The 13,748-nt window shown below is 40.7% G+C and carries 11 protein-coding genes; 4 read left to right on the top strand and 7 right to left on the bottom strand.

What is annotated here, in order from left to right:
* Positions 1-3: 3 nt before the first annotated feature.
* Positions 4-417 (top strand): alternative ribosome rescue aminoacyl-tRNA hydrolase ArfB, encoded by a 414-nt coding sequence (arfB, locus tag LC653_RS09210; protein ID WP_229494200.1) that lies wholly within the window; start codon positions 4-6, stop codon positions 415-417.
* Positions 418-622: 205 nt separating this feature from the next.
* Positions 623-799 (top strand): hypothetical protein, encoded by a 177-nt coding sequence (locus tag LC653_RS09205; RefSeq protein WP_229494199.1) that lies wholly within the window; start codon positions 623-625, stop codon positions 797-799.
* A gap of 127 nt (positions 800-926) precedes the next feature.
* Here LC653_RS09205 and LC653_RS09200 read toward each other — a convergent pair whose 3' ends face one another.
* The 4 genes from LC653_RS09200 to LC653_RS09185 form a co-directional block, all read right to left on the bottom strand.
* A complete protein-coding gene (locus LC653_RS09200; RefSeq protein ID WP_229494198.1) occupies positions 927-1,433 on the bottom strand; it encodes a GNAT family N-acetyltransferase in 507 nt (168 codons plus the stop codon).
* Between the two features lie 32 nt (positions 1,434-1,465).
* Positions 1,466-2,020, bottom strand: a complete 555-nt coding sequence (locus LC653_RS09195) for a pyridoxamine 5'-phosphate oxidase family protein (protein ID WP_229494197.1) — start codon at positions 2,018-2,020, stop codon at positions 1,466-1,468.
* Between the two features lie 202 nt (positions 2,021-2,222).
* Positions 2,223-2,747 carry a DUF937 domain-containing protein gene (locus tag LC653_RS09190; RefSeq protein WP_229494196.1) on the bottom strand — a complete coding sequence of 175 codons (525 nt, stop codon included), beginning with the start codon at positions 2,745-2,747 and terminating at the stop codon, positions 2,223-2,225.
* Positions 2,748-2,876: 129 nt separating this feature from the next.
* The gene (locus tag LC653_RS09185; RefSeq protein WP_229494195.1) at positions 2,877-4,580 is read right to left on the bottom strand and encodes a sensor histidine kinase; all 1,704 of its coding nucleotides are present in this window, start codon (positions 4,578-4,580) and stop codon (positions 2,877-2,879) included.
* A gap of 672 nt (positions 4,581-5,252) precedes the next feature.
* Here LC653_RS09185 and LC653_RS09180 point away from each other — a divergent pair.
* Complete coding sequence (locus LC653_RS09180) at positions 5,253-6,806, top strand: YcjF family protein (protein WP_229494194.1); 1,554 nt, start codon at positions 5,253-5,255, stop codon at positions 6,804-6,806.
* A gap of 97 nt (positions 6,807-6,903) precedes the next feature.
* On the opposite strand, the gene LC653_RS09175 is transcribed toward LC653_RS09180, so the two are convergent.
* A complete protein-coding gene (locus tag LC653_RS09175) occupies positions 6,904-7,566 on the bottom strand; it encodes a Uma2 family endonuclease (protein ID WP_229494193.1) in 663 nt (220 codons plus the stop codon).
* Positions 7,567-7,849: 283 nt separating this feature from the next.
* Here LC653_RS09175 and LC653_RS09170 point away from each other — a divergent pair, with 283 nt between their 5' ends.
* Positions 7,850-9,613, top strand: a complete 1,764-nt coding sequence (locus LC653_RS09170) for a serine/threonine-protein kinase (protein ID WP_229494192.1) — start codon at positions 7,850-7,852, stop codon at positions 9,611-9,613.
* 228 nt (positions 9,614-9,841) lie between these two features.
* Here LC653_RS09170 and LC653_RS09165 read toward each other — a convergent pair whose 3' ends face one another.
* Together LC653_RS09165 and LC653_RS09160 are read right to left on the bottom strand one after the other, a co-directional pair.
* Complete coding sequence (locus LC653_RS09165; RefSeq protein WP_229494191.1) at positions 9,842-11,137, bottom strand: hybrid sensor histidine kinase/response regulator; 1,296 nt, start codon at positions 11,135-11,137, stop codon at positions 9,842-9,844.
* A complete protein-coding gene (locus LC653_RS09160; protein ID WP_233718140.1) occupies positions 11,134-13,569 on the bottom strand; it encodes a hybrid sensor histidine kinase/response regulator in 2,436 nt (811 codons plus the stop codon). Before LC653_RS09160 ends, LC653_RS09165 begins: the two co-directional genes overlap by 4 nt.
* Positions 13,570-13,748: the final 179 nt, after the last annotated feature.

The following is a 13,748-nucleotide window of genomic DNA, read 5'->3' as shown; positions in this document are numbered from 1 at the left end:
GTAATGCTGCAAATTTCCAACAAAGTTATTATCCCACAGAGTGAGATTGAAATTAGTGCAATTCGTTCGCAAGGAGCAGGAGGCCAAAATGTGAATAAGGTTTCCACTGCGATTCACTTGCGCTTCGATATTGCGGCTTCATCATTACCCGATTATTATAAAGAACAGCTTTTAAAGCTGAATGATCGACGTATCACCCAGGACGGAGTTGTTGTAATCAAAGCGCAAGAACACCGAAGCCAAGAGAACAATCGGGAGTCAGCTTTGAAACGACTTCAAGAACTCATTCAAAGCGCAGTTGTAGTGACGATAAAACGCAAACCCACCAAACCAACTCGCAGTTCTCAAAGAAAGCGCCTTGACTACAAAACTAAGCGCGGACAGGTTAAGTCTAACAGAGGGCAGGTGATTGAATAATTACTAATTCGTAATTCGTAATTCGTAATTTTTGGTACAGAGCAAATCATTTTATTGATGGAGAAAAATAAATTTTTAAACTTTGGTACTCAATTTGGTTGCAAAATCTTACCAGAGAACTAAGAATAATTCCTTCTATTGACTGTGGTCAAGTTCATGACTTAGCTGGTTAGCTTGAGAGTAGCAACTATGAAAGGTGAAAAAGATGAATAAGACATTACTAACGATTTTGATGCTTGCACTCTTACTCTTATTCATCATCTCTCCTTTTGCTGCCCTTGCTAGTCTAATGCTGATAGTGTTCGTTTCGGCATTTTTCTCTTTACTAGGAAACTTGTTCCAAGTAATAATTGGTGGTGACACCGATCCTAAAGGCTTATAAAAGCAAAATTCCAAATGAAGATAGGATTTCACAACTATTGTGATGTTACACGAAAAAGCCGCTTGCAAGCTGCGATCGCTTTGGCGGCTCTCTTATTGACACTCCCTACAAGCGACGAACTTTGAGCTTAAAAATTAATTTTCATCTTGAAAGAGATGCCACCAACTCGGTTGATTGTCTCACTTTGAGCAAGAACTTCCCAGCCAAATCGTTTATATAAACCCACGGCTGGATTTGTCGATCTGGTACTAAGTGATATTGATGGATAAGATGTTTTAGCTGCCGCTAACAAATGTGTGAGTAACTGCGTTCCTATGCCTTTATTTCTATGTTGAGGAAGAATTGCTATTGCCAGTTCAGGAGTTTGATCATCAACATAGCCATATCCTTTATTTTCACCTGTCAATAGACGCAGCCATGCTGCTCCTACTGCTTGATTACTACTTTCCAGAATAGCGACAAAGCCGCTATCATCTTTACGTCCCCAATCTTTAACATATTTTGCCAAATCAGGATTATTTATCGCATCCTGCACTGTCAAATTACCTTCTTCTACCAGATGGGCTGCTTCGTAAAGCATTTGCCAAAGAAAAGGCTCATCTTGCTGTCTGAGTGGACGAATAGAATAATCCATAACTCATGCCCCAAAGTCCGCTTTTGTAAAATTTAAGATAATTTACTCAGTGGTGTGGCTAAACCGTCAATGCTGACGAGATTTTTCTGCTGTTGATATTCTCGAACTCCCTCTTCGCCTTTTTTACTAGCCCAGTTTACTAAAGTCTGGCGCTCACCTTGATATTCATAGAGTGGTACGCCAAAACCACAGGAAGTCTGTACTTTTTCAATGTCGGCGACGATAATTTGACGAGTTCCAGGCATGGGCACAAACAAAGAGTACAAAGAGTCCCAATCTGGAGAATTCGGTAAAATCGTCTTTCCTTGACCGTAAAGACGTAATATACACGCGGGTTCCTCAAAGGCGCAAAACATGAAGGTTATCCGCCCATTTTCTTCCAAATGGGCTGATGTTTCGTTACCACTGCCTGTAAGGTCTAAATAACCTACTCGGTTGGGAGAGAGGACGCGAAAGCAGCCTAAACCTTTAGGAGAGAGGTTAACATGGCCCGTAGAACTCAAGGGTGCAGAGCCAACAAAGAAAAGGTGTTGGGCTGCAATAAAGCCTTGCTGTTCCTCAGTAATACAGTCAAAAAATTTAGACATAGACTGTCTGATTTATATTTGCAAATTTCTCATCTTCTCAGCCTATGTCTTAGCTAAATATCTAGCAAGTGGCTAATTGCCCATGTCTAAGGGAATGGGGTGTGGGGAGTGGGGAGTGGGGAGTGGGGAGTAGAGAGTTGGGAGTTAGGAGTTAGGAGTTAGGAGTTAGGAGCGGGGAGTGGGGAGTGGGGGTTAAGAAGTGTTACCTTTGCATATATCGACTAGCCATTTGGATGGCATCTGCGATATCGACATCACCATCGCCGTCAGCATCCAAGAAAGAATTCAGTACAGAATTCCCGCCAGCTTGGGGATTTTGAGCATTGGCACCTGATTGCAAAAAATTCAGTACTAAAGGTACTGCTAAAGGCAGCAATTGTTGAACCATACCAGCATCCAATCCAGTACGCCCGGCAGCAACCTGAGCTACCTGTTGTTGTATCTGAGGAGAAAACAGCGAATTGACGGCTTGGGGATTAGGTGAAGTCCCAGCATATTGATTAACTAGACTTTGTGCGGCTTCATTACCATCTGTGGCTTGCTTTTGTTGTAAAGCAGAACGCACTTGACTACCGACAATTGACAAAACTGATTGGATGGTAGACGGGTCTGTGCCAGTGCGATCGCTCAGTTGTTGTACAGTGTTAACAATACTTCCCAATTGACCTAAGCTGCCCTGTTGATTGGGATTAGCAACGGCACCAAGAATTTGATCGAAAAGTCCCATAAGTTTTCTCTCTTTGTTCTGAAAAAGCTTGCCAAAACTGGCGTAAGTCCACTAAAAAATTAGAACACGCGAGCTTTATAATGAACGAATAAAATTTCAAAAGCTACTAGCTTAAGGATGATAAATCGGTTATGCGATACCTGCGGTGGGTAGAGCCAACACAAACTCTGTACCTCGATTTAACTCAGATTGGCAAGTAATTTTACCCTGATGTTTTTCTACCACAATCTGATGTGCAATCGCTAGCCCCAAACCAGTACCAATCCCTCGTGGTTTGGTTGTGAAAAATGTATCAAATATCTTTTTCTGATTTTCTGGCGAAATACCAGAGCCATTGTCTGCAATTCGCACTATCACCAAATCATTCCCCCAGCATTCTGTAATAATGGTAATTTCAGGCATAAATTCGGGATTCTCAGCCGATTTTTGTTCTAGAGCATCAATGGCATTGCTAAGAATATTCATAAATACCTGATAAAGTAAACCTGTGTAGCCTGGAATCAGTGGAATTTCTCCATAGTTGCGAACAAGGTTAATACCATTTTTCAGGCGATTGTTCAGAATCAATAGTGTACTATCTATACAAGCATGTAGCTCTACTAACTGCGCTTCCCTGTCATCTAAACGAGAAAAATCTTTCAAACTTCGGACAATTTCTCGTGTGCGGTCAGCACCAACTTTCATAGAGTTGAAGAGTTTTGGCAAATCTACTTCCAGAAACTCCAAATCAATTTCTTCTGTTAAAGTTTGCAGAGTAGTGGAAGGATGAGGAACTTCGGCAATGTATGTTTGTAGTAGCGATAAGAGGTCGTCAGTATAGGTTTTCGCGTGTACGAGGTTGCCAGAAATGAAATTTATCGGATTATTAATTTCGTGAGCGACACCAGCCAGCATCCTTCCTAAACTAGACATTTTCTCACTTTGAATTAGTCGGACTTGGGCTTCGGCAAGTTGTTCTTCTAAAAGGTGCTTCACCTGTTGGATAAGCTGGTTAAGGGAGCTAGTTAAGGCCCCAACTTCATCTTCTGTGGTGACAGGCGCTTGCAAATCAAAATTGCCTTCTTGCGTAACTCTTTGGGCAATCTTCGTCACCGCGTTAATGGGATGGGCGATGATTTTACTTGTGTAGAAAGCCAGAATGGCAGCGATCGCCACTGACAGCAGCATACTACCAATAATAATCTGAGCTTGCATGAGTGCAGCCTTTTCTTGGGCTACATCAGCTTGCTCTTGGCGTTCTTGAACTGTTTTGGCAAAGTCAGTTAACTCATGGGCAAATTGATAAAACTTTAAAGCATCCTGGCTTTGACTGAATTTCGAGATTAATTGCTGTGCTTTTATAGCTCCCTCTGGCTGTGAAGTTAATGGCAAAATTTGCCGAATCAGCAACCTGAGTTGTTCAAAATATCCGGTTATCGTGCTGTTATGCTTTGTGAGCAGAGCTTGTAAATCCTCTTGCGAACTGGTTTGACTAAATTCTTGTGTTTGAGAAAGCAACGTTTCCGCTTGCGCCAGATCGGTTTTGAAATCAGAAATTTTCTTTTGCAACGCTTGTGACTGCTGCAAAAAAGGCACTATTTCTTGCTGGTGGATCTGTATTTCCAACACTTCGCCTTGCAAACTACTTAACAAGCTTCCCTCTTCATCTGCCAAGATCATCTGTTGTCTAGCTTGTTGCAAGTAGCGATCGCCTATTATCAACCCCACCGTTGTTCCCAAAACTGCAACTCCCAAAGCCAATCCGTACCCACAAAAAATTTTTTGCCGAATACTAAGCTGGTGGAATTTTTGTTGAACCCAGTTAAAGTATCTTAATTTAGGTGTCGCAGTCATGGCATAACTCGCTGTTGAATGTTTTTAGTAGGCGGTTTTTCATCAAAAACAAGAAATCCAGCCGCAAGTGGAACACAATTTGATACAAAATGCGCTCTCAGTTTATCAAAAATGGCTTTTTCTACCCTGGTCAAAAATACTGAAACTATGAAGATTAGAAGTATCTCTCTACTCACATTTTTGTTAGACTGAAACTACCACGCTCACCGAAACAGTGCTGAGTAAGAAGTAGTAAGCTGTTACGCATTTAACTTGTACATTTACCTGATGACTGTTGACGGTTGACTGATGACCGATAACCGTCAACCGTCAACGATTATAAAGAATAGACCTCTTGCAAAAGTCCCTAACACACCCCACCCCTAACCCCTCCCCGCAAGCGGGGAGGGGAGCGTTTGCGTGAGCAAATGCGGGGTGGGGTTCTTTATTTTTGATTTATGCAAGAGGTCTAATGTTTATATAAGTCCACTAAGCGTGGACTTCAGCTATGAAACTCGGAATTTATTCCGAGGCGGGCTAGAAACGCAGTACGAGATTTAAAATTTTGTTAGTCAAGCAGATGAGCGTTCTTGGTTGAATCAAAAGCTGCTTCTGACTACTCTGGTAAAAAATACTGAAACTATTAAAATCAGAAGCATCTGCCTACTGAATATCCACTAATATTTCCCAGCCATGCCTCTGTCACGCATAGTAACGCTGATTGTTGGTCTGATTGTCATTTTGGGACTAGCTCTATGGCTAATTGATTCCCTATCGCGCCTCTATTGGCAATTGTCCTATTCGCCGTTGCTAGGCAATTTGCTGCTGTTGCTGCTGATTGTCCTCATTGGAGCATTGGTTGCTGCTTTTGTCTATTATGTATTGGTGATTCAATCTGGGGAAAAGCGATCGCGCCGCAACCCGAAGCGAGTAACTGCGGCGCAAATTCCTGCTGGCAAATCTGATGCTGCTTCTACAACTCTCCAGGCTGTGCGCCAACAGGTAGCGCAAATTCAAGATGAAGTAACACGCCAAGCTTTATTAAGTAAATCACGAGAGATTGAAGCGAACTTAGCACGGGGTGAAATTCAAGTAGTGGTATTTGGTACGGGGAGTGCTGGCAAAACTTCTCTAGTTAATGCGATTATGGGACGCATGGTCGGTCAAGTGGATGCACCGATGGGTACAACCCAGGTGGGAGAAACTTATTGTCTGCGGTTGAAGGGATTAGAACGCAAGATTTTAATTACGGATACGCCAGGAATTTTAGAAGCGGGGGTGGCGGGAACGGAACGGGAACAAATGGCGCGAGAACTGGCGACAGAAGCCGATTTACTGCTGTTTGTGGTAGATAATGACTTACGGCGCTCAGAATATGAGCCGTTGCGGGGATTAGCAGAAATTGGGAAGCGATCGCTTCTAGTTCTCAACAAAACTGATTTATATACAGATGAAGATAAAGAATCCATCCTTGCAAGGTTGCGTCAACGGGTACGGGGATTTATTGCTACTAATGATGTGGTGGCGATCGCTGCTAATCCCCAACCTGCACAATTAGAAACTGGCGAAACCTTCCAGCCGGAACCCGATATTGTTCCTTTACTGCGGCGCACGGCTGCTGTTTTACGGGCTGAGGGTGAAGATTTGGTGGCAGATAATATTCTTTTGCAATCTCTGCGATTGGGAGACGAGGCGCGAAAACTCATCGATGGCCAGCGTCGCCGTCAAGCTGACAAAATCGTAGAACGCTTTCAGTGGATTGGTGCTGGTGTAGTATCAGTCACGCCGATACCAGTGGTAGATTTGCTGGCAACAGCAGCTGTTAATGCTCAAATGGTCGTGGAAATTGGCAGAGTGTACGGCTGTGAATTGAATATGGAACGGGGACGAGAGTTAGCCCTTTCTTTAGCGAAAACGATCGCTAGTTTGGGCATTGTTAAAGGAGCAATTCAATTATTATCTACAGCTTTGCAACTCAATGTTGCTACCTTTATTATTGGTAGAGCAATTCAAGGCGTGACAGCAGCTTATTTAACGCGGATTGCTGGTAAAAGTTTTATCGAATATTTTCGTCATGACCAAGATTGGGGTGATGGTGGAATGACAGAAGTTGTGCAGCGACAGTTTCAAATTAATCGCAGAGATGAGTTTATTAAGGCTTTTATTCAAGAAGCGATCGCGCGGGTGGTGAAGCCGTTACAAGATAAGGTTGAAGTAGTTGAACACGATGAAGAAGCTAATAGTTAATTTAAAATTCAAAAACAAACGTGCTTACTGTTGTTAGGCGGTAAAAATTCAAGGTAAAAAAAGAATGCATCAAAAAGCAAGTTTTTAGAACGCATATTCAAAGTGTGTTAGGGTCAATTTTTTGCTGTTGTAATTTAGCTAAAAGATTTTGCAATTGTTCTTCTGGCGTTAAATACCTACTACTATTTTCGTCATACCAATATAGCCATTCCCGTGTTTTTCCTTGATAGGTTCCTCTTTCAATTCCAATACCTAAACCAATTTCAGGCATCCAGAGTTTATCTCCTGGTTGTAAAATATATTTACCCTCGACTAAACGATAAACTTCTAAACGTTGTCGCTTTCGTCGCAAACGTGTTGGAGCATAAATTACATAATACAAAATACCTAAGTTGGCATAATCTATTTTCTTTTGTTCGTATTCACCGTTGTAAGTTTGAGAAACAACCTCTAAAGCTAAAATTGGCACAATTCCATCTTCTTCCCAAAGAACATAACTAGAACGTCCATTTTCTCCAACAAAACGTTCTACACCCAAGCTGAGAAATCCATCTGGAACAATGGCAGGGTTACTGGGTGTATAATAAATTCCCATGTTGATGCCGAAAAACCAATCATCACGGTTTTGCCAGATTAAGGCTAAAGTAGCTAATAATAAATTAGGAACTAATATTTGCAGTTCGTTATCCACAGGTGTATCATCAGAATCTGGTAATTCTACGGATGAAGGTAGACAGTCTAGCGGATTGTAGTTGAACATAAGTAGTCCTCAATCCCAAAATCAAAATTTAAACTTATTTGCTCATAACTCAAGGGTAACTCAGGTTGCACATTAGACATTTTTGCTTGAATTTCATCGAAAATAGTCAATGAAATAAAAGATACGAATTTTAATAAAAAATTATATTTCATTACGCAAAAATACTTAAAAATTAAACTTATATTCCAGTATCAAAAATTTAGTCATTTATTTCTAAAGTATTCCGGAAACAGGTGGGAATGGCAGAAAAAGTAAATAAAAGAACTTACTAAGTAACCAGGTCATGACCTACCACATAATCGGTAAATTACTACAAGGGCGTTACCAAATTATCCAAAGCCTGGGTGCAGGGGTATTTGGACAAACATACATAGCTGTAGACGTAGATTATCCAGACAATCCCAAATGCGTTGTTAAGCAGATTAAAGTTAATAGTTCCGAATCTGACTACTTGGAGATGCTGAGGTTACTGTTTCAGGCTGAAACCCAAACCCTCAAGCTTTTGGGAAGCCATCACCAAATTCCTGAATTTATCGCCTGCTTTGAAGAAAACGAGCGATTTTATTTAGTCCAAGAGTGGATTGAAGGACATGCGTTAGCTGCGGAATTGCCTATCGATCAAGAATGGGGGTGTCTGTGGAGTGAAATGGAAGTTGTAGAATTCCTGATAGATGTCTTAGGTATTCTGGAATTTGTTCACTCTCAAGGCGTGATCCATTGCGACATCAAACCGGAAAACTTGATTAGACGTAATAATGATGCCGAACGCCAGTTAGTTTTGATTGACTTTGGCTCAATCCAGTCTATCGATTTTGGCATAGGTGCGGAATTGCCCATTCATAGAATTCCTGTTACTTCATTGGGTTATATACCACCAGAGCAATTTATTGGAGAAACACAGCCAAACAGTGATATTTATGCTTTGGGTATGATTGCCATCCAGGCTTTAACTGGCTTAGAACCACTAAAATTAAAAGCTGATCCTTATACTAATGAAATTGTTTGGCGTTCTGAAAACACGCCAGTTAACGATTATCTAGCTGCTGTTCTCAGCCAAATGATCCGCTACAATTACCAAGACCGCTTTCAGTCTGCCAGTGAGGTGCTGCGGGTACTCAAACAAATAATATGGGAACAGCCACCAGAAATATTAGAAGCAGATGATGAATTTCCTATAGAAGCGGCGATTGAAAATGATAATCCTACATCTGGAAATTCATCTCCGTTATTAACAGGAATGAAAGTAGGACTGGCGGCTAATTCTTTAGTGATGGGACTTGGTGTATATTCTTTAATTAATGCTGCGCCTGCATACTCAGAAACAGAAACTTTATCTAAAGCCACACAACAATATCAAGCAGGAGATTTAGAAGAAGCGATCGCACTTGTTAAATCAATTCCCTCCCACAGCAATATTTATCCAGAAGCGCAAGCCACTATTGAAGAATGGCAAGAGCAATGGCAAGTAGCTGCACAACAATACCAAATAGCTCAAACAGCTTTCCATGATAGCCGATGGTCAGATGTTCTTGATGCTGTTGCTAAAATTCCAAATATTTTATATTGGCAATCTAAAACAGATAAACTAGTTCAGCAAGCATCCGTCAACATTGAAGCACAGACGCAAGATTTATTAGCAAAAGCTTACGAAAGTGCTGAGACAAAAGATTTTTCTGCTGCATTACAATATCTGCGGCAAATTCCTAAAGAAAGTCGTGCGGGTGCTTTAGTTCAAGACAAGTTGGCTGAGTACAATCGAAAGCGGCAGATCAGAGCAGCTTACTTTTTACAGAAAGCCTATAAACAAGCATTTGTTGGTGATTTTAATCAGGCTGTAAAATTTCTCCGAAATATTCCTAACGATACTCTAGTTTATGCTCAAGCTCAAGTCAAATTGAATGAGTATACTCAAAAACAACGCCTGCTGGCTGGCAATCAAAAGGTAGCTTCTGCAAAAATAAAAAATTCATTTGTCTCTAAAAACTCAGTGACTAACATTGAATATCTGCAAGGAGTAAATTACCTGCAAGAGGTGAATATTCGCTAATCACAACAATTTTTTGATTCAGAGACTGGTTACATATAACACAATACGCTTGGGTTAAGGATTTTGGTATTGATTTTAGGTATGTAGAGACTAGCAATTGCAACGTCTCTTGCATTGGATTTGGGGCTTAACTGAACTGTACTGACATCTAACAATTTTAAAATGCAAGTAGGGGCACAATATATTGTGCCCCTACATGTTTCTTTTATTTGGTTTGCAAATTCTCATTTATCGGATGGGTAGTTCAATGATAAACTCTATGCCTTCACCTGGCTTGGAATGGTATGTGAGCTTGCCGTGATGATTATTCACCACAATTTGGTAAGCAATAGATAGACCTAGACCTGTCCCTTTACCAACAGATTTTGTTGTATAAAAAGCATCGAATATTTTTGTTTTATCTGCGTTGTTTATACCTGAGCCATTGTCTGCAATTCTTAAAATAACTTGCTCTCCAATCGCCTCAGTTTGAATTTTAATAACTCCAGGATTTTGAGAAATTGTCTCAATATCCTTATTTTTATATTTTTCTTCAATTGCATCGATCGCATTACAAATTAAATTCATAAAAACCTGATTAATTTCACCAGCAAAACACTCAATAAGTGGCAAGCTTCCATATTCTTTGACTAATTGGATGGTTGGTTGATGAGCATTATATTTAAACCGATGTCCGAGAATGAGTAATGTACTTTCTAACCCTTCATGCAAGTTAGCTAGTTTTTTCCCAGCTTCTCTGTGTCGGGAAAAATTGTTTAAATATGACACAATTTCTGTAACGCGATCTGTACCAACTTGCATGGATTGAATAATTTTAGATAAATCATTTAACAAAAAGTTTAGATCGCTTTTTTTAATTGCGGTTTTAATTTCCTCTGGTGGATCGGGCAGATGTTTTTGATAGAGATACAGTAAACTAACTACCTCGTGTACATACTGTTCAACAAAATTTAAGTTGCCAGCTATAAAATTGATGGGATTATTAACTTCATGAGCAATTCCTGCTGTGATTTGACCTAAAGCTGCTACCTTTTCTGTTTGAATCAGTTGAGTTTGAGTCTGTTCTAATTCGGCGTTTTTAGCGATTAAGGTTTTCGTCAACTTTCTCAGCTTTAGATGATTTTCGATCCGTACTAAGACTTCTTCATGCTGAAAAGGTTTGGTAATGTAGTCTACGGCTCCCAATTGCAAACCTTTGATTTTATCAGCAGTTCCTGAGAGGGCTGTCATAAAAATGACCGGAATATCTTGGACACGAGGATTGCTTTTTAGCTGTTTACAGGTTTCAAAACCATCTATACCGGGCATCATTACATCCAGCAAGATTAAATCAGGTAAATCATCATTTTCTAATCGCTGAAGGGCTTTCTCACCACTGCGTGCGGCCCAAACTTCAAAGCTAGACTGATCCAAAAAGCTGGATAAAACTTGTAAATTGGCAGGGTTATCGTCAACGACTAAAACAATTCCCCTGGAAGGAGGGTAATTGAGAGAATTTTTTTGATCTCCAATAGTAGTTTTCATACTGTTTCCATTGCATATTGAATCAAGAAATTGAGGATTAAATCTTCATCAAATTGCCTTGCTAGTTGCCTTATTTCGTTAGCAAATGGCGCGAAGGTTGTGTCTGTTTCCTCGAGCTGATCGGCCAACTTGAGAATGGCATTGAAGTTACCTTTACTGGCTAAGGTGACTAGTTTCTGCAAGACTTGAGGGGAAGGAGGAGTTAATTGAGCAGATTGGCTATTTGCTGTCGTTGCTTCTTTGGCTTTTTCTCCATCCGGCTGAGATTGCTTGTAAATCCATACCAAATTTAAATATTGTTCTAGTTGATGCAATAATTCATCTACCTGTATAGGTTTGGTCAAGAAGGCGTTGCCTCCAGCTTGCAGACTGCGATGTTTGTCGGCTTCAAAGACACTAGCGGAAGAAACGATAATCAATACATCCTTAATTTCTGGAGTGTGACGCAGATGTTCAATTAATTCAAACCCATCCATTTCTGGCATCAGCAAATCTGTGATGATTAAGTCTGGCTTGAGGGCGATCGCTATTTCTAAACCTTCTTTACCGTTGCTGGCTTCAACTACATTAAAACCCAGTGGTTGCAGTAAGTTTGTAATTACTGTGCGATTCTCCCAGCGATCGTCAACCATCAGGATCGTGTAGGGGCTACCCTCAAAGCCAATGATTTGTTTCTCTGATGCTGCGATCGCAGATTTTACCCAGTCAGTTGCTTCGGGAATCTCCAACTCAAACCAGAAGCTACTCCCCTGACCGATCTGACTCTTAACATGGATATCGCTACCCATCATCTGTACTAACTGCCGAGTAATCGCTAAACCCAGCCCAGTGCCTTCAGCTTGGCGCTTTTTATCACCCACTTGTTCAAATGGCAAGAAAATTTTGCTCAATTCTGCGGGAGTTATACCAATTCCCGTATCTTCTACAGTACAGCGAAGGCGATGTTTCATTGTTTGCTGATCGCTGGGAGGTTGATCGATTACTTCAATATTGAAAGTAACCTGACCTTCATCTGTAAATTTGATGGCATTTCCCAACAGATTTAATAACACCTGACGTAATCTTTTGACATCAACATGAACCCCTGTAGGCAAGTTGATCGCGGGTTTATAGACAAACAAAATGCCTTTTTGTTTTGCCCGAATCTGGCATATTTCGACAATTCCTTGGAGAAAGGAGGGGAAATGCACATCATCTGGATGCAGTTCTAGCTTTTTTGCTTCAATTTTGGAGAGATCCAAAATGTCATTAATTAATGTCAGTAAATGAGAGCCGCATTGTTCAATAATATTGACGTGGTATTGCTCTTGATTAGGTAAAGCTGGGGAACGCAGTAAAATTTGGGCACAACCGAGAATGCCATTCAGGGGCGTTCGCAGTTCATGACTCATGTTGGCTAAAAATTCGCTTTTAGCATGGTTGGCTGTATCAGCCGCAGTTTTAGACTTTTTTAGTTCAGCTTGTTCAAATGCTTGCACCTGCCACAAGACGGTGATCATGGTGACTGTCAATCCACCAACAATTAAGGCGATCAAATCGAGGAATTGCAATCGAGATTCAATATTTTCGCGGGGAATCACTAAAGCTACAGACCAATTAGCGGCTTGCAACGGCAGATAAGCTACATACTTTTTAGTGCCGTCAATTTCCATTAACTCAATTCCCTGTTGTTTGTTTACCATCTGCTGCGCGATCGCATTTAAATTGCGATCGCCAATTTTCAGCAGGCTGGGTGCAGGTTTTTCTAAAGTTGACATTAACGCCGAGTTAGGATGGACGATCGCTTGTCCTTGGGAATTGAGGGCAAAAGCATAGCTATTCGCACCGTAGTACAGGGAGTTGACAACCTCTGCAATGTGATCGACTCTCACATTGCCGTGGAAAGTCCCTATCGGTGAACTACTGATAGTAGAATTTGACCAAATCGGGGTGGAGATCGCAATTAAAGAAATTCCTGTAGAACGGCTAATGAAGGGATCGGAAATATTCTTCTTTCCCGCAATTGCTTTTTGAAAGTAGTCTCGATCTTGAATATTTTTATTTGCTCGACCAACTTTTGTATTGGAATATGAACCATCCGGGGTAGCTATTTGGAACAAGAAAAATTCATTGATCCGCTTGACTTCTGCCTTTAAATAAGGTTCTGCCACAGACCAGTTTAAGGAACGTACAGTTGAAGTATTCGCCAGGGTTTGTACCTCCACTTGGCGAACGTGTAACCACTCCTCAATTTCAGCACCCCCTCTCTGTACCTCTAAAAAAGCGCTCTGTCTCAAATCTTTGAGCATCATATTTCTAGCGGCTTGATAGCTAAAATAAGCAGAAATACTGACTACAAGGGTAGTGCCGCCAAGAATAAATCGAATTAGTAAATTTCGTGAGGGATGACTTTCTCTGTTAGATGCTGATAGGCTGGAGTTTGCTCGGATCAAGGGTTAGCTCCTTAATGGCATAGTTCGGTAAGAAGAAATTCTAGGTTATCTTTAGATTGCCCAAGAAACTACCGATGCTCACAGCTTTTGATAAAATAATTAAGAAACTTATACTAACGCCGTGTACTATAAGTTTTTATTTCAAAATATTCTTTAAAATCAACTAAAATTCCAATTAT

Source organism: Nostoc mirabile CHAB5784, assembly GCF_020829645.1.
Classification (GTDB): Bacteria; Cyanobacteriota; Cyanobacteriia; order Cyanobacteriales; family Nostocaceae; genus Nostoc; species Nostoc mirabile.
The sequence above is the reverse complement of the archived record's forward strand: the minus strand, read 5'-3'. Positions and strand labels throughout refer to the sequence as shown.

Coding starts and splice junctions, on each gene's coding strand:
- arfB (WP_229494200.1), top strand. CDS start 4: ATGCTGCAAATTTCCAACAAAGTTATTATCCCACAGAGTGAGATTGAA.
- LC653_RS09205 (WP_229494199.1), top strand. CDS start 623: ATGAATAAGACATTACTAACGATTTTGATGCTTGCACTCTTACTCTTA.
- LC653_RS09200 (WP_229494198.1), bottom strand. CDS start 1,433: ATGGATTATTCTATTCGTCCACTCAGACAGCAAGATGAGCCTTTTCTT.
- LC653_RS09195 (WP_229494197.1), bottom strand. CDS start 2,020: ATGTCTAAATTTTTTGACTGTATTACTGAGGAACAGCAAGGCTTTATT.
- LC653_RS09190 (WP_229494196.1), bottom strand. CDS start 2,747: ATGGGACTTTTCGATCAAATTCTTGGTGCCGTTGCTAATCCCAATCAA.
- LC653_RS09185 (WP_229494195.1), bottom strand. CDS start 4,580: ATGACTGCGACACCTAAATTAAGATACTTTAACTGGGTTCAACAAAAA.
- LC653_RS09180 (WP_229494194.1), top strand. CDS start 5,253: ATGCCTCTGTCACGCATAGTAACGCTGATTGTTGGTCTGATTGTCATT.
- LC653_RS09175 (WP_229494193.1), bottom strand. CDS start 7,566: ATGTTCAACTACAATCCGCTAGACTGTCTACCTTCATCCGTAGAATTA.
- LC653_RS09170 (WP_229494192.1), top strand. CDS start 7,850: ATGACCTACCACATAATCGGTAAATTACTACAAGGGCGTTACCAAATT.
- LC653_RS09165 (WP_229494191.1), bottom strand. CDS start 11,137: ATGAAAACTACTATTGGAGATCAAAAAAATTCTCTCAATTACCCTCCT.